This window comes from Vibrio sp. THAF190c, assembly GCF_009363355.1.
In the GTDB taxonomy this organism is placed as follows: domain Bacteria; phylum Pseudomonadota; class Gammaproteobacteria; order Enterobacterales; family Vibrionaceae; genus Vibrio; species Vibrio fortis_A.
This window is the reverse complement of record NZ_CP045340.1, coordinates 328,397-352,331: the sequence shown is the minus strand read 5'-3', so window position 1 is coordinate 352,331 and position 23,935 is coordinate 328,397. Positions and strand designations below refer to the sequence as shown.

Genomic DNA, 23,935 nt, shown 5'->3' with positions numbered 1-23,935 from the left:
GAGCGAGCAAATAATGAGTGAGTTTGTCCATTTACAAAGCAAAAATCACAGCTTGATTATCAAAACTGACCGAGTGCCAGAGATCCTTCATTGGGGCGCTAAAATTGCGCAGATAGACGAAGACCTATTGCTTTCAACAGAGCGCCCGATTTCCCAAGCTCGTTTAGATGTCGATGTTCCTTTGTCTCTGTGTCCTGAACTGGGTAGCGGTCACTTTAACGCGCCGGGCATTGAAGGCCATCGCGACGGCTACGATTGGGCACCTGTATTCAAACTGGTATCGACTCGAGTTGAAGAAAACCAAGTGACATTTGGTATGGTTGATGATGTTGCGAATCTTGAACTTACTGTTGAGCTTAAATTGAACTTCGAGACCGATGTCGTTCAAAAGCGCATTAACGTTAAAAACCTTGGCGACAGTAAATATTATCTTGGCAAGCTCTCTTCTACTTTGCCTTTACCAAACCACGCCAACGAGTTAATGACTTTTCACGGCCGTTGGTGTCACGAGTTCCAAACACAGCGACAACGCTTTGAGCATGGCGGCTTCATGCAGGAAAACCGTCGCGGGCGTACTTCCCATGAAAACTTCCCAGGCCTGTTCGTAGGCACGAACGGCTTCAGTGAACAGCTCGGTCAAGTATGGGGTTTCCACCTTGGTTGGAGTGGTAACCACCAAATGCGTGCCGATGTACGCAGTGACGGTCGCCGTTTTGTTCAAGCTGGTGAGCTGCTACTGGCTGGTGAATCGATTCTTGAAGCTCATGCTGAATACCAAACGCCATGGCTGTATGGGTGTTACAGCAACACTGGCTTGAACGGTATTTCTCAACGCTTCCAACAATTTGTTCGCGATAACATTGTTAAGTTCCCTGTAAGCAAGCCTCGCCCTGTACACCTAAACACATGGGAAGGCATTTACTTCGACCACAAACCTGAATACATCATGCAAATGGCCACAGAAGCGGCCGAAATGGGTGTAGAGCGCTTCATCATTGATGATGGTTGGTTCATTGGTCGTGACGGTGAACGAGCAGCTTTAGGTGATTGGTATTTAGATGAAAAGAAATACCCTAATGGTTTAGAACCGGTGATCAATCATGTGAACCAACAAGGGATGGAGTTTGGTCTTTGGGTAGAACCTGAGATGGTAAGCCAAGATTCGAACCTGTATCGCAACCACCCTAATTGGGTTCTGGGACTACAAGGTTACCACCAGCCCTCTGGTCGCTGGCAATATGTTCTCGACTTACAAAATGAAGATTGCTTCAACTATCTGTTTGAGCGCCTAAATGACCTACTCACACGCTACAACATTACTTACTTGAAGTGGGACATGAACCGTGAACTGGTTCAGCCCGGCCATCAAGGTCGTCCAGCTGTACATGGTCAAACGCAAGCGCTATATCGCCTTGTCGATGAGCTAAACAGAGCACACCCAGAAGTGGAAATTGAATCTTGCTCTTCGGGCGGTGGTCGTATCGATTTCGAAATTCTTAAACGCACGCAACGTTTCTGGGCATCAGATTGTAATGATGCGTTAGAGCGTCAAGCCATTCAAAAAGGCATGAGCTATTTCTTCCCACCGGAAGTGATGGGCGCGCACATCGGCCCCGCAGAGTGTCACTCGACTAATCGTCGCCATGGAATAAACATGCGTGGTGTTACCGCATTGGGTGGTCACATGGGTGTCGAGCTTGATCCGGTGAAAGAATCAAAAGAAGAGAAAGAGGCATTTTCTCGCTATATCGCGCTTCATAAAGAGTACCGTCACCTTCTTCATGGTGGCCGCAGTTTCCGTATCGATCCAGCAGACAAGAACCAGAACATTTACGGCGTCGAGAGTGACGATGAAATGTTGATCACTGTGTGCCAATTAGCAATGCCAGATCATGCGCTGCCATCACCGTTGAGAATTAGCTGCGCGGATATCAACGCCAAGTATCAAGTAAAGTTGGTGGAGATGCCTCAAACCAGTTTCCAACTCATGAAGCAACGTCCTAAGTGGCTAGATAAAACGCTCACACTAAGTGGCGATAACCTGAAAGAGATCGGCGTGACGTTGCCAATTCTCGACCCCGAATCAGCACTGATAGTACACCTAAAAAAAATCTAATTCGTCGTCAGTCATAAGAAAACATCGGGCAAAGGCGGTTGTGAAAATCATCACGACGCCTCTGCCTGACAGGATAACTACATTCAAAATTCCAATAATTTAAGGACAAAGCTATGCCAATGACAATCCTACTGTCATTCTTTTTCTTCACGGGCTTGGTGGTGTTTTACACCTGGTCACGTGTTAAGAATCAGAAAAATGACTCCAAAGACGGTTTCTTCCTCGGAGGTCGAAGCCTAACCGGTGGCCTTATCGCAAGCTCACTCATTCTAACTAACCTTTCCGCGACCAGTTTTGTTGGGATGAGTGCCCTATCCTTTAAAGGCAATATGTCTGTAATGGGGTATGAAGTAGCTTCAGGTATCACACTGATCATTATCGCACTCTTTTTGGTACCGCGTTACCTCAAACAAGGCATTACAACGATTCCTGATTTCTTAGAATCTCGCTATGACTTATCAGTAAAGCAGTTCGTAACCGTATTGTTTCTATTGAGCTACATCATCAACCTTCTACCAAACACGCTATATGCAGGTGCAATGGTTATCGGTGGTATTTTTGACATCGAAAGCATGCTCGGAATTAGTCGTTTCCAAGCGATCCTACTTATCGCATCAATTATCGGTTTCCTAGGTCTTTTCTACGCTATCTATGGTGGTCTAAAAGCGGTGGTAATCGCAGATACGTTAAACGGTGTAGGTTTGATTGTTGGCGGCCTGATGATTCCAGTCTTTGGTCTGATCGTGCTTGGTGACGGCAGTTTCATGGAAGGTGTAGACGTGATTACGACCAACGCCACAGACAAGCTTCAAGCCGTTGGTGCCGAAGACGACCCTAACGTACCGTTCTCGACTATGTTCACTGGTCTACTGCTCGTTAACCTTTACTACTGGGGAACTGACCAAGCCATCATCCAGCGTGCGCTTGGTGCTAAAAACCTAAAAGAAGGCCAGAAGGGTGTAATCCTTGCCGGTGCAATCAAAGTTGTGACGCCTCTGTTCCTAATCATCCCAGGTATCATTGCTTACCATATGTTCGGCACAGTAGACGCGACAGGTCAAAGCTACGAAGCGGATACTATGTACACGCGTTTAGTTAACGAAGTACTGCCTAAACCGCTTGTCGGCTTCTTCCTAGCGGCAATGTTCGGCGCAATTCTATCGACCTTCAACGGTGTATTAAATTCGTCAACGACACTATTTACACTTAACGTCTACAAGCCAATCTTTGATAAAGAGAGCAAGCTTTCTGATGAACAGTTAGTCAACAAAGGTCGTTCATTCGGTCTGTTCATTGCAATCCTATCTGTGGGCATTGCCCCGTTCATCATGTTTGCGCCGAATGGCCTATTCGATTTACTACAACGCTTGGCAGGCCTATTCAGTGTACCAATCTTCACTATCGTGTTTATGGGTTACATTACTAAGCGTGTTCCAGCGGTGGCGGCAAAAGTTTCATTGGCAGTATTTGTTGCGGCTTACGGTATCGTACAGTTTACTCCAGCCTCGATGCACGACTACTTAGGTCCACTTAAGCCATTGGCTGAACTGCACTTCTTCCACCAGCTAGCAGTATTGTTCGTGCTATGTTGCGGCATTATGTTTGCTATCGGTAAAGTTCGTCCACGTGATACAGACTACGTGCTTCCAGTCAACGAAGCGATGGACATTAAACCTTGGGAGTTCCGCTTTGAAGCCTCTGCAGTGATTCTGTACATGGTACTTGGCGCTTACATCACCTTCTCTGACCTAGGTTTGGTCGCAGGTGACACGTCATTCATGGTGACCTACGCGCTTTGCGGCATCGTTATTCTTGGCGGCCTCTTTGCCCGCATTAGAAAGAAGAAAGCTCAATCAGCGCAGCTTAATGCTCAGAACGCACAGTAACTAACTTACAACCCATAGAAAACAAGCAGAGCCCATTATCGGCTCTGCTTTTTTATATATGCTCAAAAAAAACTTAGCGAGCGTGTTCGACTATAGGCGGCGCGTTTGTATGTGAAGATAGCATGCGCATCTAAATATATTTTCTATAATTTTTAGTGACTTATGGTAAATTTGTTAAAAGTCGGATAAGCAGACAAACGAGCATGCTTGTTATTAATAATGTTAGGAAATTTGAGGAAAGTTATGTACGCGGTGATAGTAGAAAATGATGTTTCTCAGTGGGACGATGATACAGGCGTTTTGTATCATTTTCCGAAGAGGTACTTAAAGTATCTAGAGCCAGGAACTCAAGTCATTTACTACAAAGGACGAATTAAAGACAAAGGGTATCAAGTAAGTAGATTGTCAAACGAACCACACTATTTTGGTATTGGAACAATCGGCAAAGTATTTCCCGATAGAAATAGTACTAAAAGTGACTACTTTGGCACTATCGATAGTTTTGAAACATTCTCTAAGCCAATCCTTGCCAAAATAGACGGTAAATATTTAGAAAGTATTCCCTCTAACCTGATATCAAATTATTGGCGAAACGGTGTTAGGCCTATATCTAAAGAAAACTATGACCTGATATTAGGGCACCTTTCTAAAGACGACTTGCAAACTGCCAAGCCTAGGTATGGAGTGGAAGAAAGTAGTGACCAATCAAACATGTTTGAGTCATTTCATGAGGGTAACTTCAATAAGAAGTACGTCACTACGTATGAGAGAAATCCAAAATTAAGGCGCCAAGCAATAGCAATTCATGGGGCTATATGCTCCGCGTGCGGTTTCGACTATGGCAAAGTTTATGGCAGCATCGGCGAGGGTTACATTCATATCCACCATAAAGTTCCGGTGTCACAATTAGGTATTTCGACGTTAGTAGACCCAGAAAAAGATCTAGTCCCTTTATGTGCAAATTGTCACGCAATGGTTCATAGGAAAAAAGAGCAGACTCTGTCGGTCGAAGAACTAAAAGTATTGCTGGATTCAAATTCCTAACAAACAATTCAACAGTGAAGTGATTCGCAACGCTTAGCAATCTCAGGAGGAGTAATGGAGTTAGTCAAAGCATCTACAGATGAGCATTGGAATATTGCATCCAATTTCTTAGCTCAAACGGTAGAGCGTTGTAATGCGAGAGGGCTACCCTTGTGGACTCAACAACAAGTGTCAGTGAAAGCATTAAAAAGCAACTATGCTATTGAAAATTTATACCTGTTGAAATCTGATCAGCACACTATAGGGTGTGTATTTATTAGTTTTGATTTCGATGATTTTTGGACAGACACGGATACAAAGGGAACCCTGTTTTTCCATAAGTTTGCAATTGGCAATGCATTCAACTCTAAAGGCTTTGGCTCGCAAACATTGACCGCAATCCGTTTATTGGCTGAAGAACGTGGATGTATTTGGGTTCGTTGCGACTGTCATGGTGGCAGAGGGAGATTAAGAGCGTTTTATGAACGTAGCGGGTTCGAGTTTGTAGACAGACAAGAAATGTTGGGGTTTGATGTTGCTCGATACCAAATGCTGACAAAGCGTTCAAGACGAATTCACAACGCTTAACGCGGTGTCATGTTTCTTGAGGAATTCCCATGTCAAGCCAGTTAGTCTTTAAAGTGATTGAGTTCGAACTCTTGTGTTCAATAACTGACGCTCAGCAAATAGTAGATTGGGCTGATGAGCAGATCATTTCGAGCGATGAGCCAGAAGAAATTCTATTTGATCTTTGTTTAACAAGCTCTAAAGAAAAGCAGCTTAAAATATTAGGTAGTCTGAATGCCAATTTGGAGAATGAAGCATTTGAGTTAGTTGTAATCAAACTATTGAAACGATACGAATTAGGTCTACTCGATTTCTTTGAAGTGACCAGTAAGCTTGTAGCAATACATTATCATTCATCAAATCTGTTAGTTGATTTTACTAATTTCATAATATGGCTTGATGATGAGGCATGCTTAATAACTGAAGGCATAAAAGAACTAGAAACTGCAGAAGATGATTTAATTAGGTTCCTACTCGGTATCAAAGAAAAGCATAGCAAGCGTTTAGAGTTTCAAGATGCTTTTTCTAATCCAAATTGGGTACTTTGAAGCTCATACGCTTACGTGTTTCTGCCCAAAAGCTTGCTAGGAATGAGTCCAACTTCATGCTCTTTTCCAAACTCCAAGAGTCGAAACGAAGTTGTGACGCTAAATTCGCAGCGAGATTTATACCCGACCACATCAACATGAATTGATGTACAATACGCGCTTTAAAAACCAGTCCAAATAACTCCCCATCGCACAAGGTGAATCTTGCGTTTAACTAGCTTTAAATACAAAACTCGTAAAGGCCCAGACTATCGTCATGGGGAACAAGTGTCGTTTATCGATATACGAGATACCTTTGGCATTGGCAGTATTCGTGTTGGTAAGTGGGTGAACCAAGAAGAGAAAGACTTGGCCGCTAATCTGATCTTCGACTCATTTGCAGACCTTGCTTATATATTGGCGCTCCCCCCAAAAGCCATTGGGTTGCGAGGCAGTTTAAATCTGGCTTTCGGCAGCGGCGGACAAAAAGGCGTTCAAGCCCACTACGCACCAAATCAAAGAGAACTCGCGCTCGCGAAAAATGCCGGAGCTGGCGCTTTAGCCCATGAGTTTTGGCATGCCTTTGATCATTACATTGCAGAGAAAGCGTTTGATATTGGTGACAGAGCTGGGCCACAAAAACGAACGATCTTTGCAAGCGATTGTTGGCTGAAAAACGCTGAGCATTTTCCACACCCATTGAATGACAGATTACTGAAGATATTTGACGCGGCGCTGCTTACTGACGACCAGCAAGATCGACACGACTATGTGTCACGAAGTGTTTTAGCCGATAAAGCGATGGGAAGTCATTATTTCTCTCTACCAACGGAAATGATGGCGAGAGCATTTGAGTCAGTTGTCGAGTCGTGCTCTGGAATTGAAAACAGCTACTTAGTAGCTGGGACAACCAAACCCGAACACATCAAAGTCTACCCTGATTTAGAACATCGAATGAAGATTCACAGCGCATTGCAAGCCTACTTCAAACCTCTAGGGGAAGCTTTGAGTGGTTTGTAATAGAAGGCGTTAGTGTCGTAGAACAAAATAGAAAGCCTTCTGCAAAAAATAAGTGCATCCAACTATTGGCTATTTAAACACTATCGTATCTGAATGCTTACGCCGACATTGTTGTTCAAATTCGTATTGCGTCATCACCAAGAAGTTAAAGTCTCTCATTAAGTTACCCCAGAATATTGCAGCCCCGATCAAAAACCATACTGCGGTATTCGAGTTACTTAGCGCTGTTTGAATAATCATTTGTGATGTTTCGTTAAGTAGTACTTCCCAATTTTCCGGAGACAAACTTACATCGAGTGTTGTATCAGACATTGAATACGCAGCGAAGGAAAAGAAAGAGTATGTAGCAGCCACATTAAAAGCTGCAGACACGACATTCTTTATTGATAAACCCGGCCAAGACCAACCTGATTTCAATTTTTGAAATATTGACACAAGCATGAAAGTCGCTAATAAAAAGGCCGCCAGATACACATAATGCAACACAGTGTCGAATGGTTTTAAAAACATAGTCAGAAACATAATTAACTGGCATCCAAACATGAGTTTGGCATCAAAGGACATTGATGACTTTTCGATTTTCTTTTCAGTTTGATCCTTCATTAATTGATAATCTCCACTATCTAACTCGTGTAACACAATGCACATACCTTATCACTCAAGGTGGATGGGTATTGGTTAAAACCTTTAAAAATCAGACCTATAACAACAAAAAGGGCAGATTAACTCTGCCCTTAGCTGTTTGTTTTATAAAGTTGACTACATAAATATTGTTAGGTTTGCACCAAACTCTCTTGGTGCGCCCGCTCTAATATTTTGATTGCCTAAGTAGTCAGCGTAATTGCCTTGAATATAAAACTCATCCGTTAGGTTTTTCACGTACGCATCAACTTTAAAGTTGTCACCTAGGTAGCCTGCAGTTAGGTTATAAACAGTGCGAGCGTCGGTTTTGTAAAACTCGTTGTTCTCCTGGTCACTGTACATTTCATCGATGTAATCCATACTCACCGTTGAATAAATACGCTCTGTAAAGAAGTAGTTGGCACCCAGTGATCCAGTAAATTCAGGGCTATACGCGAATTGGTTTCCTGACAGGTCGCCCTGCGCTCCTACGTAATCCTTAAACTCAGTTTTAGCAAAACCTAGGTTTGCGAATAGTGTTAAGTCTTGATTAAACAGATAGGTGTTTTCAAACTCTAAACCATAGATTTCTGATGAACCGGCATTTTCGGTATAGCAGTTAATCGAGTTACCATCTGGACACACATTCACTTGCTGATCTTTCCAATCACCATAGTATATGTTGGCATTAGAAATTAAATCTCCACCCAGCCACGCAGTACGGATTGCCAGTTCAAAGTTATCTAAGTGTTCTGGATCAAAGCTACGAGAAACGCCCGTCGCATCGATATCTGTACCACCAGAACGATAGCCTCGTTTGTAGAAAGCACTGACTGACGCGTCTTGATTCACGTTGTAGGTCAAACCGACTTGTGGCAATAGTGCGTGGTAAGACGTTTCTTGTTTAGGTTGGTCAGAGAAACCGACATAAGAACTCAATTGGTTATTGATCGTCGATAGAATCGTTTGACCCGTACCAGCTGGTAATCCTGCAGCAGCGTCAATTGCAGCACCAGTGCCAGCAGCATCAGGTAAGTTTAATCCACCAACAACATTACGTGACTGTTGAGCAGGTGCAATTTCACTCTTTTCATAGTCGTAACGGAAACCCGTTGAAGCTGTCCATGCTGAAGTTACGTCGTAATCCCATTCGGTGAAAAACGCCACGTTTTGAACGCTCTTATCGTAAGCGATGCGATCATCAACCTGTGCATTTTCCATGTAAAGCGGAAGAATGGCACCTTCTAAAGCGCCTGCACCTAAGTTGTTTAGACCAGCAGAAATCAACGGGTGAATACCAACTAACTGCAAACGGTTAGTTGATATCTTTTGGTCAACTTGTGTCAAGTAAACACCGGCCACACCACGGGTATCTTGGCCATCAAAGTTAAAGCGAATTTCTTGAGCGATATTTTTATCTTCTACCGTTCGATCCACCTGATTTCCTGTAACACCTGGGATTCTGTCTGCGTCATCCGTTCGCACGTAATCACCATCTAGATAAGAGGTGATCGAGCTTAAAGTCCATTGGTCAGTCAGATAATAAGTAAAATCGATTGCTGCCGTGAAACCATCGTAGTTTTCTCGTGCAACTACATCATCATAGGAAGTACGGCTATCAAGTGGGTAACCATTAGCAGGGTTAACGTAGTAAATATCTTGTCCACGATCCGACTTAGCGAACTGAGCCATAAGATTCAGGCTCCAATCATCACTTGGCTCAATCAAAAGTTGTGCGCGAACATTGTGGTTTTCACGAGCATCAAAGTCGTCATTACCTAGCTCAGCATTTTTCATAAATCCATCAGACTCATGAAACTGACCGGTAACTCTTAGGGCAACGTCATCACTAATCGGCGCGTTAAACATGCCATCAAGCACTTTACGCCCATAGTTGCCCGCACCAATTCGCATCGCAGCATCATAGTAACCAAGCTCAGGTTTTTTAGATTCAACAACCACGGCACCGATCAGTGCATTTCGACCCACGTTAGTAGACTGTGGACCACGGAGGATCTCTATCTGCTCCATGTCCCAAAGATCTTTTGCCAAAAAACGACTCGCATAACCAGTATAAGCAACGCCATCGATGTAAAGGCTACCCATCTCTCCAGTACCACCACCAGTAGAAGCAGAGTTTTGCGATACACCACGTATACCAAACGTCTCTCCCGCCCCCATGTCATAAACGTTGGCAGAGAGCGCGTAAACGTCATTCAAATCTTGCAATTCATACCTTTCAATATCTTGATCGGTTACAACTGCGACACTTTCCTTAGTTTCTTGTGTTGAGCGAGCAATCTTCTGGCCTGTTACCACGATCACTTCTGCTTCACCCATATCAGTGTTATCCGACTGAGCAACAGCCTCACTAGACAACGCAGCTAAAACTGCTAATGCGGTTGCTGAAATCCTCAAAACACATCTCCTTATTTATATTCTTGTTATGAATGTGGCGAAGATGTTAGAGCAATAATGCTAATAATAATAGCAATTATTTGCATTTGTGATGAATTTTATAAATAATCATCACCCAAAACAATAAATGAATATAATGCTCTGATTTAGTTAGGTTTAGCTGAAAATGAAAAGCTTATAGAGAGCATTAAGAATAAAAATAATTGCAGGGAGAGCAGTGTGAACACGCATGTGTCAGCGTCTGGAAGCTCGATTGATGAGAGTAATGAGCGCACTTTTAGAAACAAAAAAGCCAAAAAGATCACGGCAGGTAGGCTTGCATTCTTAATACACAGTTTTATTGGGCTGAAACTATCCGTCATCTTTTGCGTCGTCTTACTAAGTGGCACCATTGCCGTCTTTCATGAAGAGATCGATTGGTTACTTTATGCAGAAAAAAGAGCGACTGTAGCATCAGAACGAATGAATCCTGGTGCCGTCTACGACAAACTCCAAGCTCAATTTCCTGAGTCCGGAATTTCCTCGTTCTATACAGCAGCTGATCGCGAACAAACTGCAGCGACGGCATTAAAGAGCACAACAAGTGGTGGATTCACCGTTGTACACATAGACCCCTATTCGGGTGAGTTCAAAGGGGAGACCGACTTTTTAACAGTCGGTAGTTTTATTCGAATTCTACATACCAACCTTTTCATGCCCCTGGTTGGTCGCGCGTTCGTTAACTTCTTCGGTGTACTTTGTTTAATTGGGCTAGTGACTGGCCTTATTGCATATCGACGCTTCTGGCGTCACTTTTTCACTTTACCTCGTTATCGCGGGGTTAAGTTCCATCGCTTCCTCGCCGACCTCCACAAATTCATTGGCTTATGGTCACTTTGGTTTGTACTCATTATTGGCGTATCCGGCAGTTGGTGGTTTTATCACAACCCATTAGTTCTTTATAAGCTTGCACCTCCTGTAGTAGAAGCTCTGCCCATCGAACCGGGGCTGTCCAGAAGAGACATTAAACAGCTAGGTACAAGCACACCTACTAAATTGTCGTCTGCCGAAATTGTTGAGGCCGTACACAAACATGACCCAGACTTCACCGTCATATTACTGAGGCCACCCGAACATAACGGTATGGCTTACTCCGTTCGCGGAATGAAAGACGATTTACTGACGAGCACCGTTGACAGTGTTTATTTTGTTCACCCTTATACTGGAGCAATCATCGGTTCTAGATTAATGGAGGACGCAAGTTTTGGGCGTCGATTCGATAGAGCCATGAAGCCACTCCACTACGGTACTTTCGGTGAGTCTGGTTTAGCCGATCTACTAGTTAAGAGCGTTTGGTTCATTTTCGGGTTTGCAATGACAGCACTCTCTATCTCAGGGACGATCATCTACTACAAACGTACTCGTTCAGAAGTGTCTCGTGTCATCAGACCTTCAATGTCCAACACCAAGAAACGCCTATTGAGAACTTGGTTAGTCATACGCCCTTGGGGTGGGCCAATGTCCGGGTTTAAGTACCTCAACTGGTTGTTCGTTTTGGTCATGTGTATCGGGATCAGTATTGCTTTCAAACTTCAAAGAGAAGGCACAAACAGCGGCGGTTACCATTACCAACAACAAACCGTTGGAGAGTGGAAAGTGAGCTTACAAGTCGTGCTTGGCCTTTTAGAAAAAGACTTACCTCCAATAACACCAGGACGAAAAACTAACGTTAACGCTTTTGTGGAAGGCGACTTTTCAAACATTAAGTTTATGTATGTGGATTTCAAAAAGCCGCGAACTCTACGAGCTCCTGGCTTTGTTATTCATGGTGTGACGGGCAACTTGGCTGCTCATGTTGTCGTCCCTAGAACACTGCCAGAAGAACCTAAGCTATGGCTAACCATCGAAGACTGGAGCGGAGAGTTTTATCAAACTTCTTGGCCACTGATGCCAGACGGCCAAGTGACATTCGACAAACGAGCAACCAATATCCAATAAGCGTAGAGAAGGCTTTAAACATGTTAAGAAATACCATTTTTCTTTTAATTGCAATGTGCAGCACTTTGATGAGTTCATTAAGTTTTGCGCACTACCCGATTCTCACGTGCAGCGTACAACAAGCGGACGAGAACAAAGTGGTCATATGCGAGGCGAGCTTTTCCAATCGCGCTAAAGCACCGAATGTCATTATGGAAGTCTTTTCTGACGAAGATGAAGTGCTCGCATCTGGAACGACCGATGACCAAGCAATGTACCAGTTCCCCCTACCAGAGAGTGATTATTTCATATTGATGGATGCAGGCCCTGGCCACGTTTTAGAGATCTCCAACGACGAAGTTAGCAATAACCTCTAGCTAGAAACTAAATTTAAGTGGAACTCATAAAATGAACCAAACTATCGACTGTAAAGGCGAGCTAGCACCTTCTGGTGATTTGGTCGTTGAGGTTATCCCGCCAGCTGATGGCGTTGTTGAAAATAGAGTCGTCCTAATGTGCGCGGTTTCTATCATTGTTATCGCGTCGTCTTTATTGTTTTGGTTGTATCCTGCTCAGAAAGAACAGGACGTCATCATACCTAAAGGTTTACACGCGCACTTAACCAGTCTATCAATCGCGGCAGATGAAATAAGTATCATGATGGAACTGGACATGGGCGTACCGACACTTTCCGAACTGTCGGATCTTGAAATAGCGCCATTCGCTCAAAATGCGATTGCGAGCCTACCAAATGTTAGTTGGGCTCAAGCTAATCACTGTTTTATCGGTGACACCCAAATCAGCAACACACACTACCAAATTCGTTTGATCTTTGATGAAAACAACAGTGCCTCAACAGGCTGGCGTATAGCTGATGCGCTTTCTGTAGACGAGCTATGTTCATCCCAAAATATAACGCTGTGGCGCGATAGCAACGCCATCAATCCCAACCATTTACACAGCCATTAATGAAGGTTTCTTAATGTCTATCTTTCGTATTCCTGCTGCTATTCTTATCGCAGTGTTGCCCTTAACATTCTCTTCTTTGGCTTTCGCTAAACTGAATATTGGGATCACGTTACACCCTTACTACAGCTACGTTAGTAACATTGTTGGCGATAAAGCCACAGTCACTCCTCTAATTGATGCTGGATTTAATCCGCATGCTTACAAACTTTCACCGGCAGATTTAACTCGTTTAAAGTCAATGGACGCCATTGTTGTGAATGGTATTGGACACGACCAATTCGCCATTGAAGTTTTAGAAAGCTTGAATCTTTCCGACCTTACCGTCATTCAGGCGAATGCAGACGTTCCATTGATTAGCAAGCGTGGCGGACAAGTTCACAACCCTCATACTTTCGTTTCCATTGATGCCGCAATCCGCCAGATTTATACGATAGCTAAAGGGATCGCCAAACTCGATCCTTCAAATGCAAAGTACTACCAACGCAATGCTTTGATGTACGCGAAGACACTTCGAAAAATGAAATCTAGTGCATTAAAAGAGGTAGCAAGACTAAATATCAGCGACATTCGTATCGCAAGTACACATGGTGCATACGGCTACCTTTTGCAAGAGTTTGGTATGACCGTATCAGCGGTGGTTGAGCCGGCTCATGGCGTCTCCCCGAGCGCTTCACAACTGCAAGATACGATCAATAAAATCCGCAATGCCAATGTACAAGTGCTGTTTACCGAATTGAACATGGCGAACCAATACATCAATGTCATCGAAAACGAGACCGGTACTCGCATCTTTCACTTTTCTCATATGACCTATGGGGACTACCGCAAAGACCTTGTCGAGATAGACATGCAGCACAACCTCGAGACATTAGTAAAGTCGCTAAAATACGCTGAGGAAAGTCCGAAGTCATGAGCCAATTAATACCAGACATGATTGCTGGACCAAGCGTCAAACTCAATAGAGTCAGTTTACAAGAAGGGCCCCTAACGATATTAGAGCATGTTGAAACTCAGTTTGAAGCTGGTGGCTGGCACGCAATCTTGGGCCCTAATGGTGGTGGGAAAAGCACACTGTTAAAAACCATATTAGGGTTAACTCATCATTCGGGACAAGTCGCAATTCACTGGCCAAATACCGAATCACATAACATCGGTTACATGCCACAGTTATCACCATTCGACTCGAGTCTACCGATTTCCGTTCGTGATTATGTTTTGATGAGCCTATCGACTCGACCAGTATGGTTCAAACGAGCACTGAGCCCATATATCCAGTCAGCGCTAGAAGAGCTTGAATTGAGTAAGAAATTAGATCGAAAACTTGGTGACCTTTCGGGCGGTGAACGTCAAAGATTGGTGTTAGGAATCGCTCTATTGAAAAAACCAAGCCTACTGATACTAGACGAGCCGATGACAGGACTGGATCAACAAGGTCAAGAGCAGTGCTTGGCATTGCTGTCTAAATTCCAACAAGCTGGCGGTACTATTCTGATGGTGGAACACGATTGGGAAGTGGTTCAGCAACACTGTCACAACGTCTATTGGATCGATAAGACTTTGCAAGTTCAATCTAGCGCCAAAGACTTTTTTGAAAGGTATCAGCAACCTTCAAAGTTACAACCCATTCCAACCACATAAGGCAATAGCATGGACATTATCTATCAGTTTTTTGCTCACTTGGTTGAACAAGGTTTATTGCCTGAGATGTTTGAGTACGAATTTCTCATTAACGCTCTGCTCGCCAGCATGATGATCGGCCCATTACTCGGTTTGCTTGGAACTCTTGTTGTAGTAAAGCGCCTCGCGTTCCTTTCTGAGGCGGTTGGTCATAGTGTTTTAACTGGAGTCAGTATTGGTATTCTGCTCGGCGAGCCCGCGACATCTCCTCTTATCAGCCTTTTTAGCTTCTCTATTTTATTCGCTCTGTTACTACAGTGGGTGAAAGGACGCTCAACGATCCCATACGACGCCTTGATTGGCGTATTTCTGTCGTTCGCTTTGGCGGCGGGTGCAGCATTACTTCTTTATGTAGCAAAGAAGGTAAATGCACATTTGATAGAACAAGTTATGTTTGGGTCGATTTTAGTCGCCAGCCATACTGATTTAATCATGCTAGCGAGCATCTGCATCATGGTAGCCGCTATGAGTTATTTCTACGGCAACCATGCTTACTTAGTTGCCGTGTCGCCAGAAATTGCACACAGCCAACGTATTAAAGTGAAAGTTCATGACTACGCATTCGTTATCTTAATCGCCTTGATTACCGTTGCATCCGTGAAAATCATTGGGGCAGTGTTGGTTGGAGCGCTACTTTTGATTCCCGCAGCCAGTGCGCGATTAGTTGCGCAAAATCTAAAACAGCTTCTGATTCTATCCGTTCTATTTTCTAGTACCGCATCTGTCTTTGGTGTGCTGATACCAATGTACTTGCAATGGCCGATCTCAGCAGGCCCTGCAATTACCCTATTTGCTTGTGGATGGTTCTTGGTCAGCCTTGCTCATAGACAAACCCAAAAGAGGATTGCGTAAACATGCTTTCGACTCGATTTGTCACTCAATTTTTATCTTTAATGTATGCAGGGCTACTGCTCGTTTCTAGCTTTGCTCACGCAGATTCCTCAGGACAACCTGGCCATTTGAAACTGGTTACCGTCGTACCCGTTGTTGCAAGTATGACTCAAGAGTTGATAGAAAATACACCTATAGAAGTGACACTGTTACCTCCTACAAAGTACAACATAAAACGTATTCCTGGTTGGTTGGAACGACAACCACCTGAAGCCTACCCTATAGCAGATGCTGTGATCGGAATATCGTCTGTTTGGAAAAGTGTAGACGCGTACCCAGCCCTGAGAAACCAAAATATTGCGGTTATACCTATTGATGTCGCACAAGCGTTATTACCCAAAGGCGAAAAAGTCGCGACTTTGCAATCGGGAGGAGAGTCAACCAGTTACTTTTGGCTAAGCCCAGCAAACAGCTTAATCATGCTTGGTATTCTCCATCGCGATCTATTGCTAGTCATGGAGCACCATCAAATCGAAGAATTAGACAAGGTTAAACGTCAGTTAAATCAGAACTTTGACCAAATGCACAAGTCATTGCGTCAAAGCCAGATTGAATTAGAGACCGCTCTATTTGATTTAGAGTTCATGCAAGCCGTGATTGATAAGCCAGAGCTAAAAGATCTCGCTTCTTCAACGTTACTTCCAATCGTTGAACAAAACGACATGCTAGATGAAGAGTTTGCCACGGTATTGATATCCAATAGAAAGACGAACCACTCTTCCTTCAAATCACTTCCCAAACATGTCTTCGTATGGAGTGTTGATGATTTTTCCAAATCACGAGATGGTTCATACACGCAGCGTTGGCAAGAAAATGTAAATCAACTCAAGACGAAGCAAAAAGGTTAAAGCCTAGTGGAAGGGAGACTAAAACCACCTCTCGCCGTATACTGAGAGCATTGCGAACCAATCCGACAAAATAATGATTCCAACTCTCAGTATCCGAGCCTACACAAAGAAGCTAAACAGTCATTCGCATGATGATTACCACCAGCTTGTGCTTCCAGTTCAAGGCAACATCAATATTCAGATGGATAATTTCTCTGGAAAAGTGACTGTGGGTGAGTGTGTTGTGATTCCTGCAGGTACTACCCATGGTTTTCAAGCCGATGAAGCCGCTCGATTTATTGTTGCTGACATGCCAGCACTTCCAAACCATCTTCTCGATAGTGATGTGCACGTGTTTTCTACCACAACGCCACTACTGAGCTTTATCTACTTTGTAGAAAAACAGTTACAACACCAAGTGGATAAAGCGATAGAGTCTTCGATTCTCGATGTCTTTACTATGCTATTGACGCAGCAACCGATAACTTCAAAAATTGATCCTCGCATCCGCGCTGCACAGAGTGAGATTTTTGACAATTTAGCGAACCCTCTTTCAATTGCCGAGTTATCGAAAGTGGCTTGTCTGAGCCCGACTCAATTTAAGGTACTATTCAAAACCAACCTCGGTATGAGCGTCCAACAATACGTTACTCACCATAGAATGGAAAAAGCCAAAGCGCTTCTTACCCATACTGACTTACCCGTTCAAATTGTCGCTGAAAGAGTCGGCTACAACGATCTTTCTGCTTTTAGCCGACGCTTCTCTCTTCATTTCGGCCTACCCCCACGCCAGTTCACACGCAATTAAAAGCGTCTTTTTAAAATACAATTTCGTCTTTTCAGCAAAGTACAGCCTTTATTCATCGCTTATCCTTTCAGCATCAAATGGATGTTCGGATTAAGAAATGATTACAACACGCTTTCAGTTAGCTCCCCATCAGCATGGGTCTATTTTTATATTACTGGCTTCAATCCTCTGGGGGACAACAGGTGCAGCGGCTACCTTGGTTCCGGAGGCGAGCCCATTGGCTATTGGTGCTTTCTCTATGGGCGTAGGTGGCATGATACAGGCCTTGTTAGCAAATACGGCCTTGAAAAAAGATGCTTCGTTGCTAAAGCAACATAGAAAAGAGGTAGTAATTGGTGCGCTTGCATTAATGATCTATCCAATGGCTTTTTATACTTCGATGAGAATGGCTGGTGTTGCGACTGGCACCGTGGTCTCAATAGCCTCCGCCCCACTTTTCACCCTTCTTTTCGAGTGTCTATTTAGCACAAATAAGCATTTAAATATTCGTAAACTTTTTAGCTTAGTCCTAGGTATTATTGGCATTGTACTTCTCGTCAATGCTGAGACCACTCACAGTCACTCTGAACCGCAGCTTAAACTTTGGGGAATCTTACTAGGACTCGTCGCAGGCTTGAGTTACGCCACATATTCCATAATGGCAAAAGAGCTTATTAATAAGGGGGTTCAGTCACAGGCCGCTATGGGTGCCATCTTTGGGCTGGGAGCGTGTTTACTTCTACCCACCCTGCTGGCATCAGGAGACAACCTATTTGCATCTCAAACCAATAGCCTGGTGCTCATTTATATGGCTGTGATTCCAATGGGCGTTGGCTACATCATGTTTGGGGTGGGATTAAGACACATCAATGCGAGTACCGCCAATATCTTAACGCTATTCGAGCCTGTTGTTGCTGCGGTCATCGCTGTCTTAATACTCGAAGAGCACATTCCGCCGATTGGATGGTTAGGAATCGCTTTAATAATGGTTTGCTTGTTTTTTCAGTCAGATGATTCTAATAAATCATAAACTATTAACTTATAAAGCCTTCTCTCAGAGCTTTGGCGACTAGGTGAGTTCGATTCTTTGCTTGCAGTAAGGCTTTCATTCGCTCTATATGATAATTCACACCGCGTTCTGACATATGCATCATTTCGGCAATTTGAACGGTATCGATGCCTTCGCTCAAATGCTGCAATATTAAATGTGAGTTACCACTTATTGCTTTTAAAGCAACCCAAGGATTGTGGTCGCTGTTTAACGGGTTCATTAAATTATTGGCTAAGTCAGAGACAAGACGAGGGAACTGCTCCGCACGGCTCAGTGTCGCCTCTAACTCCATACTCGTCTTATCAGAAAAAAAGACAAACACCCCAAGTAATGGCTTACATGACTCTATATTAAATATCGATACACCTCTAGATTGGTACCCATGATGTGACATAACTTCTAACCATTGTTTCCTCTTTTTAGACAATGGTTCGCCACTATCGAATACTTTAAAAGTGATTGTTTTCTTTAATTTTCCTAGCTCTAGAAAGTCAGGATCACTTTCGGCAAACTTTGATTTGAATACGGTAAAACAGTTTTTGACATTGTGATCAGAAAAATGAATGAAGCTGAGATCCAGATTCGTTCGAACTCTATTGGTTAAATTCACTTTATCGAGAAGTTCGTTAGATAACTCATTGCCATTGTTAGCCAAATTAACCATTGGTGCAAAATAATAACCGGAGATACCAAGTGCTCGCAGAGCTTGTTCCGCGCTATATTGGTTTTCTTCACTAGTGGACATAACTTCTCGCCATCAATCAATTCACTTCTTACTTAAGTATATCATCAAGTCGTCGTCCAACTTTCTGAAAAAGACTGCATGTTTTTACACTGATAATGAGCCGTCAAACTCATATGATCACGCTAGAGACGTGCTCATCCCGCACTTTGTGTGATGTGTTACTTGCATTAAGCAATACAAGTTTGACGAGAACAATACATGAAAAAACACCTTTCCCCTTTTCTAAAGAGCTACTGGACAGCCTTAAGTCTAGTTCTAGTCGGCATAGCAGTAGTCACGATCATGGTCATGTCGAGCAAGGGCCCAAAACATATTCATTCGGGAGAGAAAATATCAAATGTGTCCTTTATCTATGCTGAACACAATAATGTCGTGCCGAGAATCACCGGTTTCGGGGTTATACAACCGAGTTTGAATTTTGAAGCACTCACAGAAGTAAGTGGTAGGATAATATTTGTACACCAAGACCTAAAAAATGGAGCCTTATTAGATAAAGGAACATTAGTAGCTCAGTTGGACGCGACTGACTACCAATTGGCATTGAAACAAGCGGAAGCTAACAAGATTGCGGCCAAATCTGAGATCGAAGAGTTGAAGATCCGCGAACAAAGCCTGAATAAAAATTTAACGCTCATTGAAGAGCGCCTTTTGATTGCTGAGAGAGAACTAAAGCGTAAGACTCAGCTGTCCAATAAGGGCTCGCTCTCAAAATCCTCCGTTGATAGCGAAACACAAAACGTAATCGCACTTCGATCAGAGAAAGTAAATATTGAAGCAGATCTTCTCGTGATACCGAGTTCGATTGCAATGGCCACAGCACAATTGGAAAGCGCCACTGCAAACATTGACTTGCAAAAAAGGAACATCGCACGAACGTATTTTTACCTACCATTTACAGGGAGGGTAAATCAAGTTAATGCTGATAAGGGGCAATATGTTAATAGTGGAAAGTCTCTATTTTCTCTCGATAGCATCGACAAAGCCGAGGTCAGTGTGGAAGTTCCACTCCAACGAATGCGAGAATTTCTAGTATCAATTACTCATTCTGTCTCACATTCTGACCCAGCTGCGTTCTCCAATAGTGATACAAACTTTAATGCAAAAGTAATGCAGGAGTTCATTGAAACACTTGGCTTAAAAGCCAAAGTGCACCTCAACTTATCAGACAACTTGTTTTGGCTTGGTCGTGTGATAAGCGTTGGCGAATCTGTCGCACCTTCAACCCAGACAATCAATGTCCTCGTTGAAATAGAACATCCATATAAAAATGTAAAACCAGGTGTTCAACCTCCCCTCTTGAAAGGTATGCATGTTTCAGTAACTCTGGCAGCAAGAGATCAACTAGGTGTACTACTACCAAGGCATGCCCTTCATGAACAAGGTTTATATACCATTGTTAATGATAAGTTAACCATCGCTAATATAGAGCCAGAGCTAATGATGGAAGATTGGTTACTTTTCGATCCTGCTGAAGTGCCTGGTGGTACACAGGTCATCACTAGCGACATCAATTCTAAGATCCCACAATCCAAAATCAACGGGATCCATGATTCTAACTTGCAATCATTAACAAGAGATTTTTCACGATTTTCAAACCTAATTGTGGAGGGAGAGTAATGCTACGATTTTTTATTTCTCACCCTACAGCTTCAAACCTAATAATGGTTATTTTTCTATTGGCGGGCGTTTTTTACATGCCCAGTTTGGTAAAAGAAACATTTCCCCATATAGATAAAAACCAATTACAGATTCGTGTCACTTACCCAGGTTCTAGTTCATCTGACGTGGAAAAAGCAATCTGCAGGCCATTAGATGATGCTGTTACCACTTTAACATCGCTAAAAGAAGCAAAGTGTCAATCGCGCAGTGGAGTTGGCATTATGACTTTGGAGATGCAAGAGTCTGGTGATTTTGAACTGTTTAAGGACGATGTTCGAACTGCGGTTGACGGAGTTGATAACTTTCCAGAACAAGCTGAAATTCCGATTATTGAAGAAATCGGTCGCACAGAGTCAGTGATTACTGTCGCTATAACTGTTGAAGAGTCTGATGCATTAATACTTAAAGATCTTGCTGAAACTTTAAAAGAAGAGATGCTTCAAGACCCTCTTATCCCTTTAGTAACTATTGATGGATTTTCACAACGTGAGTTACGTGTTCGAATTGATCCTCATAAAATCCGTCAATACGGACTCAGCGTCAATGCAATTGCGCAAATCGTATCCGATTTTAACCAAGATTTACCTTTAGGAACCCTCGTAACGAGCCAAAAAGAATACGACTTAAGCTTCGCCGACCAACAACTGAAAGTTGACGATTTACGTCAGCTAAAAGTTATAAGCAGTGCTGGTGGCGCCCAGGTTACCTTAGGTGACATAGCCGAGATCGATGAGTATTTCAGTTTGCCAGAGCAGAATACTTCATTTAATGGTTTACCAGCAGCAATGTTGAAAATCGAAAAAAACACGGGCCAAGATAGTCTCAAGGTACTTGACGCCGTGAAAGCCTTTATCGGTAAAAAACAGCAAGAGTTACCAAACACAGTCAATTTGCAAACTACAGAAGATGTCACATCAATCGTAATTGAACGCCTATCGATGCTGGTTAATAACTCTATACAAGGTTTTTTATTAGTCTTTTTAACACTGATGATGTTTTTTAGCCTTCGTTATTCCTTCTGGGTAGCGATGGGTCTACCCGTGAGTTTTATGGCAAGTTTTTTCATCATGTCGATATTTGGTATTACTATCAACATGATGAGCTTGGTAGCACTTCTTCTTGCTTTAGGCATTTTGATGGATGACGCAATTGTTATTTCCGAGAGCATTGCGGCAGAATTTAAGAAAGGGCTTTCGCCACTGGAGGCTGCAGTTAGTGGAACGAAACGCGTCGCGCGTGGCGTACTGTCATCCTTTGCAACCACAGTTTTTATCTTCGGGTCATTGTTAACGCTTCAGGGTGACCTTGGGCAAGTACTTAAGGCAATTCCAGCCGTTCTTTTGACTGTTATTTCGGTTAGCTTGATTGAAGCATTCCTGATATTACCTAGCCACCTTTATCATACGATGTCATCAGGTCAGAATAGCCAACTTGGACCCATTCGCTCAAAAATTGAGGAGGCCTTTGAAAGCGCAAGATTTAAATTAGGTCAAATAGTTGAGGTTGCTATCGAATACCGTCGACTCGTGATCGGTGCCACTATTGCACTATTTTTAATCAGTATCAGTTTGTTGCCTGGTGGCGTTCTTAAGTTTAGTGCATTACCAAAGCTTGAAGGCGATGTGTTACAAGCTCGATTGACTATGCCAAACGGCACACCTTTGGCTGTCACTGAAGAACATACACAAAAGATCATCACAGCTATGAATGAAGCTGCAAGTGCACTAGAGGAACGTGAAGGTGAAAATGAAGACCTAATAAGACAGGTCAGTGTCACTTTCGGACAAAACATAGATGCTTTTGAAGAAGGCCCACACTTGGTCACCATCAGTGCCGATCTACTGCCATCTGAGCAACGAAAAACCGTCTTAGATGACTTTATTAGTGTGTGGTTGGAAACACTACCTGTCATGCCTGAAATTGAGGGCTTAGTATTAACCGAACCTGCGGTGGGACCAGCAGGACGCCCCATAGAAATTCGACTGAAAGGGGTATCTTTAGATAAGTTAGACTTAGCAGCCAATGACCTCGAAGCTTGGCTACAAGATTACACTGGGGTGTATGCGGTATTTAGTGATTTAAAACAAGGGAAACCTGAGTTTTCACTATCATTAAAGCCAGAAGCAAGGGTTATCGGTTTAACAGCGCACGACATAGCAAACCAGTTGAGGTCAGCTTATTACGGTGTAGAGGTTGATTCAGTTTATCGTGGGTTAGATCAAATCGATATTGTCGTTGAATTGCAGCGCGAACCAACTCAATCAATAAATGACTTTGAAAATTTCCCGATTATTCATCCTAAGACTGGCGAACTTATTCCGCTTATTAGCTTAGCCAGTGTCGAACTTAAGCGTGAGTTTTCTCAGATAAATAGAGTTGACCGAGTCCAGGCTGTCACTGTCTATGGTTCAGTTAATCCCTTATTGGCTAATACCAAAGAGGTTATTGCCGATACAGAGAAACGATTACTCACTAAATTAAAAGACAAATACAATGGGTTGGAATATCAGATAGAAGGAGAAATCGCCAACAGTAAAGAGACTGGTGCTTCATTAGGTCGAGGTTTTCTATTCGGTTTGATCGGTGTCTTTGTTTTACTCAGTTTGCAGTTTAAAACTTATTCAGAGCCTTTAATTGTCATGATAGCGATCCCACTCTCTTTAATTGGAGTAATTTGGGGACACTTACTCATGGGGTATAACCTCTCGATGCCAAGTCTCGTGGGATTCGTATCTTTAGCAGGGATCGTTGTAAATAACTCCATTTTGCTAGTTGAATTTGTCAAACACAACTGCGCCAATGGTATGGATATACATCATGCAGCGCGCCAGGCAAGCCAAGAAAGGCTTAGAGCGATTGTGTTGACAACAACAACGACTGTCGCAGGTATGCTGCCGTTGATGTTCGAGTCAAGTTTACAAGCACAAGTTCTGATACCTTTGGTCATCAGTATTGCGTTCGGCTTGCTCATATCGTCAGTACTGGTTCTGATTGTTGTACCTTGTCTGTATATGGCATTAAATGACATTCGTAGTTAACCAAAGCCCATGCGAACTAAGCTCACCGCTGTATAGTGGTGAGTCTTATTCATAATTTCAGAAACGCCACAGCTAAATCACTTCATTCACCTTTCCCAAAGTATTTTCCTTTTTCCGTTGCTCTCTTAAACATGAGGTGCCAACTGAATTGCACCAA

At 43.1% G+C, this 23,935-nt stretch carries 20 protein-coding genes; 17 read left to right on the top strand and 3 right to left on the bottom strand.

Annotation, left to right across the window (positions count from 1 at the left end; translation table 11 throughout):
* The first annotated feature begins 13 nt into the window (after positions 1-13).
* From FIV04_RS24380 to FIV04_RS24355, 6 genes are all read left to right on the top strand, one after another.
* Positions 14-2,116 carry an alpha-galactosidase gene (locus FIV04_RS24380; protein WP_152470984.1) on the top strand — a complete coding sequence of 701 codons (2,103 nt, stop codon included), beginning with the start codon at positions 14-16 and terminating at the stop codon, positions 2,114-2,116.
* Between the two features lie 113 nt (positions 2,117-2,229).
* The gene (locus FIV04_RS24375) at positions 2,230-4,002 is read left to right on the top strand and encodes a solute:sodium symporter family transporter (protein WP_152470983.1); all 1,773 of its coding nucleotides are present in this window, start codon (positions 2,230-2,232) and stop codon (positions 4,000-4,002) included.
* A gap of 243 nt (positions 4,003-4,245) precedes the next feature.
* On the top strand, positions 4,246-5,046 hold the full coding sequence (locus tag FIV04_RS24370) for an HNH endonuclease (RefSeq protein WP_152470982.1): 801 nt from the start codon (positions 4,246-4,248) through the stop codon (positions 5,044-5,046).
* 54 nt (positions 5,047-5,100) lie between these two features.
* On the top strand, positions 5,101-5,613 hold the full coding sequence (locus FIV04_RS24365; RefSeq protein ID WP_152470981.1) for an N-acetyltransferase: 513 nt from the start codon (positions 5,101-5,103) through the stop codon (positions 5,611-5,613).
* A 29-nt stretch (positions 5,614-5,642) separates the two neighbouring features.
* Positions 5,643-6,140, top strand: a complete 498-nt coding sequence (locus FIV04_RS24360; RefSeq protein ID WP_152470980.1) for a hypothetical protein — start codon at positions 5,643-5,645, stop codon at positions 6,138-6,140.
* A gap of 204 nt (positions 6,141-6,344) precedes the next feature.
* Complete coding sequence (locus FIV04_RS24355; RefSeq protein WP_152470979.1) at positions 6,345-7,139, top strand: CLCA_X family protein; 795 nt, start codon at positions 6,345-6,347, stop codon at positions 7,137-7,139.
* A 69-nt stretch (positions 7,140-7,208) separates the two neighbouring features.
* Here FIV04_RS24355 and FIV04_RS24350 read toward each other — a convergent pair whose 3' ends face one another.
* On the bottom strand, positions 7,209-7,778 hold the full coding sequence (locus tag FIV04_RS24350) for a hypothetical protein (protein WP_152470978.1): 570 nt from the start codon (positions 7,776-7,778) through the stop codon (positions 7,209-7,211).
* A gap of 120 nt (positions 7,779-7,898) precedes the next feature.
* Positions 7,899-10,178 carry a TonB-dependent receptor gene (locus tag FIV04_RS24345; protein ID WP_152470977.1) on the bottom strand — a complete coding sequence of 760 codons (2,280 nt, stop codon included), beginning with the start codon at positions 10,176-10,178 and terminating at the stop codon, positions 7,899-7,901.
* A gap of 219 nt (positions 10,179-10,397) precedes the next feature.
* Here FIV04_RS24345 and FIV04_RS24340 point away from each other — a divergent pair, with 219 nt between their 5' ends.
* The 9 genes from FIV04_RS24340 (at position 10,398) to FIV04_RS24300 (ending at position 18,315) form a co-directional block, all read left to right on the top strand.
* On the top strand, positions 10,398-12,155 hold the full coding sequence (locus tag FIV04_RS24340; protein ID WP_172974325.1) for a PepSY domain-containing protein: 1,758 nt from the start codon (positions 10,398-10,400) through the stop codon (positions 12,153-12,155).
* 68 nt (positions 12,156-12,223) lie between these two features.
* Positions 12,224-12,511 (top strand): hypothetical protein, encoded by a 288-nt coding sequence (locus tag FIV04_RS24335; protein WP_152470975.1) that lies wholly within the window; start codon positions 12,224-12,226, stop codon positions 12,509-12,511.
* A gap of 31 nt (positions 12,512-12,542) precedes the next feature.
* A complete protein-coding gene (locus FIV04_RS24330) occupies positions 12,543-13,103 on the top strand; it encodes a hypothetical protein (protein WP_152470974.1) in 561 nt (186 codons plus the stop codon).
* A gap of 13 nt (positions 13,104-13,116) precedes the next feature.
* Positions 13,117-14,016, top strand: coding sequence for a zinc ABC transporter substrate-binding protein (locus FIV04_RS24325; RefSeq protein WP_152470973.1), 900 nt, complete (start codon positions 13,117-13,119; stop codon positions 14,014-14,016).
* On the top strand, positions 14,013-14,741 hold the full coding sequence (locus tag FIV04_RS24320) for a metal ABC transporter ATP-binding protein (RefSeq protein ID WP_152470972.1): 729 nt from the start codon (positions 14,013-14,015) through the stop codon (positions 14,739-14,741). Before FIV04_RS24325 ends, FIV04_RS24320 begins: the two co-directional genes overlap by 4 nt.
* Before the next feature lie 9 nt (positions 14,742-14,750).
* Complete coding sequence (locus FIV04_RS24315; RefSeq protein WP_152470971.1) at positions 14,751-15,632, top strand: metal ABC transporter permease; 882 nt, start codon at positions 14,751-14,753, stop codon at positions 15,630-15,632.
* Positions 15,633-15,634: 2 nt separating this feature from the next.
* A complete protein-coding gene (locus tag FIV04_RS24310) occupies positions 15,635-16,519 on the top strand; it encodes a hypothetical protein (RefSeq protein WP_152470970.1) in 885 nt (294 codons plus the stop codon).
* A gap of 73 nt (positions 16,520-16,592) precedes the next feature.
* On the top strand, positions 16,593-17,306 hold the full coding sequence (locus FIV04_RS24305; RefSeq protein WP_152470969.1) for an AraC family transcriptional regulator: 714 nt from the start codon (positions 16,593-16,595) through the stop codon (positions 17,304-17,306).
* Positions 17,307-17,403: 97 nt separating this feature from the next.
* Positions 17,404-18,315 (top strand): DMT family transporter, encoded by a 912-nt coding sequence (locus tag FIV04_RS24300; RefSeq protein WP_152470968.1) that lies wholly within the window; start codon positions 17,404-17,406, stop codon positions 18,313-18,315.
* A gap of 4 nt (positions 18,316-18,319) precedes the next feature.
* On the opposite strand, the gene FIV04_RS24295 is transcribed toward FIV04_RS24300, so the two are convergent.
* Positions 18,320-19,081: a response regulator transcription factor gene (locus FIV04_RS24295; protein ID WP_152470967.1), complete on the bottom strand. Its 762-nt coding sequence runs from the start codon at positions 19,079-19,081 to the stop codon at positions 18,320-18,322.
* Between the two features lie 198 nt (positions 19,082-19,279).
* On the opposite strand from FIV04_RS24295, the gene FIV04_RS24290 reads away from it, so the two are divergent.
* Together FIV04_RS24290 and FIV04_RS24285 are read left to right on the top strand one after the other, a co-directional pair.
* Positions 19,280-20,698 (top strand): efflux RND transporter periplasmic adaptor subunit, encoded by a 1,419-nt coding sequence (locus FIV04_RS24290; protein ID WP_152470966.1) that lies wholly within the window; start codon positions 19,280-19,282, stop codon positions 20,696-20,698.
* On the top strand, positions 20,698-23,778 hold the full coding sequence (locus FIV04_RS24285; RefSeq protein ID WP_152470965.1) for an efflux RND transporter permease subunit: 3,081 nt from the start codon (positions 20,698-20,700) through the stop codon (positions 23,776-23,778). The genes FIV04_RS24290 and FIV04_RS24285 overlap by 1 nt, the downstream gene beginning before the upstream one ends.
* The last annotated feature ends 157 nt before the right edge of the window (positions 23,779-23,935 follow it).

Coding starts and splice junctions, on each gene's coding strand:
- FIV04_RS24380 (WP_152470984.1), top strand. CDS start 14: ATGAGTGAGTTTGTCCATTTACAAAGCAAAAATCACAGCTTGATTATC.
- FIV04_RS24375 (WP_152470983.1), top strand. CDS start 2,230: ATGCCAATGACAATCCTACTGTCATTCTTTTTCTTCACGGGCTTGGTG.
- FIV04_RS24370 (WP_152470982.1), top strand. CDS start 4,246: ATGTACGCGGTGATAGTAGAAAATGATGTTTCTCAGTGGGACGATGAT.
- FIV04_RS24365 (WP_152470981.1), top strand. CDS start 5,101: ATGGAGTTAGTCAAAGCATCTACAGATGAGCATTGGAATATTGCATCC.
- FIV04_RS24360 (WP_152470980.1), top strand. CDS start 5,643: ATGTCAAGCCAGTTAGTCTTTAAAGTGATTGAGTTCGAACTCTTGTGT.
- FIV04_RS24335 (WP_152470975.1), top strand. CDS start 12,224: ATGAGTTCATTAAGTTTTGCGCACTACCCGATTCTCACGTGCAGCGTA.
- FIV04_RS24330 (WP_152470974.1), top strand. CDS start 12,543: ATGAACCAAACTATCGACTGTAAAGGCGAGCTAGCACCTTCTGGTGAT.
- FIV04_RS24325 (WP_152470973.1), top strand. CDS start 13,117: ATGTCTATCTTTCGTATTCCTGCTGCTATTCTTATCGCAGTGTTGCCC.
- FIV04_RS24320 (WP_152470972.1), top strand. CDS start 14,013: ATGAGCCAATTAATACCAGACATGATTGCTGGACCAAGCGTCAAACTC.
- FIV04_RS24315 (WP_152470971.1), top strand. CDS start 14,751: ATGGACATTATCTATCAGTTTTTTGCTCACTTGGTTGAACAAGGTTTA.
- FIV04_RS24310 (WP_152470970.1), top strand. CDS start 15,635: ATGCTTTCGACTCGATTTGTCACTCAATTTTTATCTTTAATGTATGCA.
- FIV04_RS24305 (WP_152470969.1), top strand. CDS start 16,593: ATGATTCCAACTCTCAGTATCCGAGCCTACACAAAGAAGCTAAACAGT.
- FIV04_RS24300 (WP_152470968.1), top strand. CDS start 17,404: ATGATTACAACACGCTTTCAGTTAGCTCCCCATCAGCATGGGTCTATT.
- FIV04_RS24295 (WP_152470967.1), bottom strand. CDS start 19,081: ATGTCCACTAGTGAAGAAAACCAATATAGCGCGGAACAAGCTCTGCGA.
- FIV04_RS24290 (WP_152470966.1), top strand. CDS start 19,280: ATGAAAAAACACCTTTCCCCTTTTCTAAAGAGCTACTGGACAGCCTTA.
- FIV04_RS24285 (WP_152470965.1), top strand. CDS start 20,698: ATGCTACGATTTTTTATTTCTCACCCTACAGCTTCAAACCTAATAATG.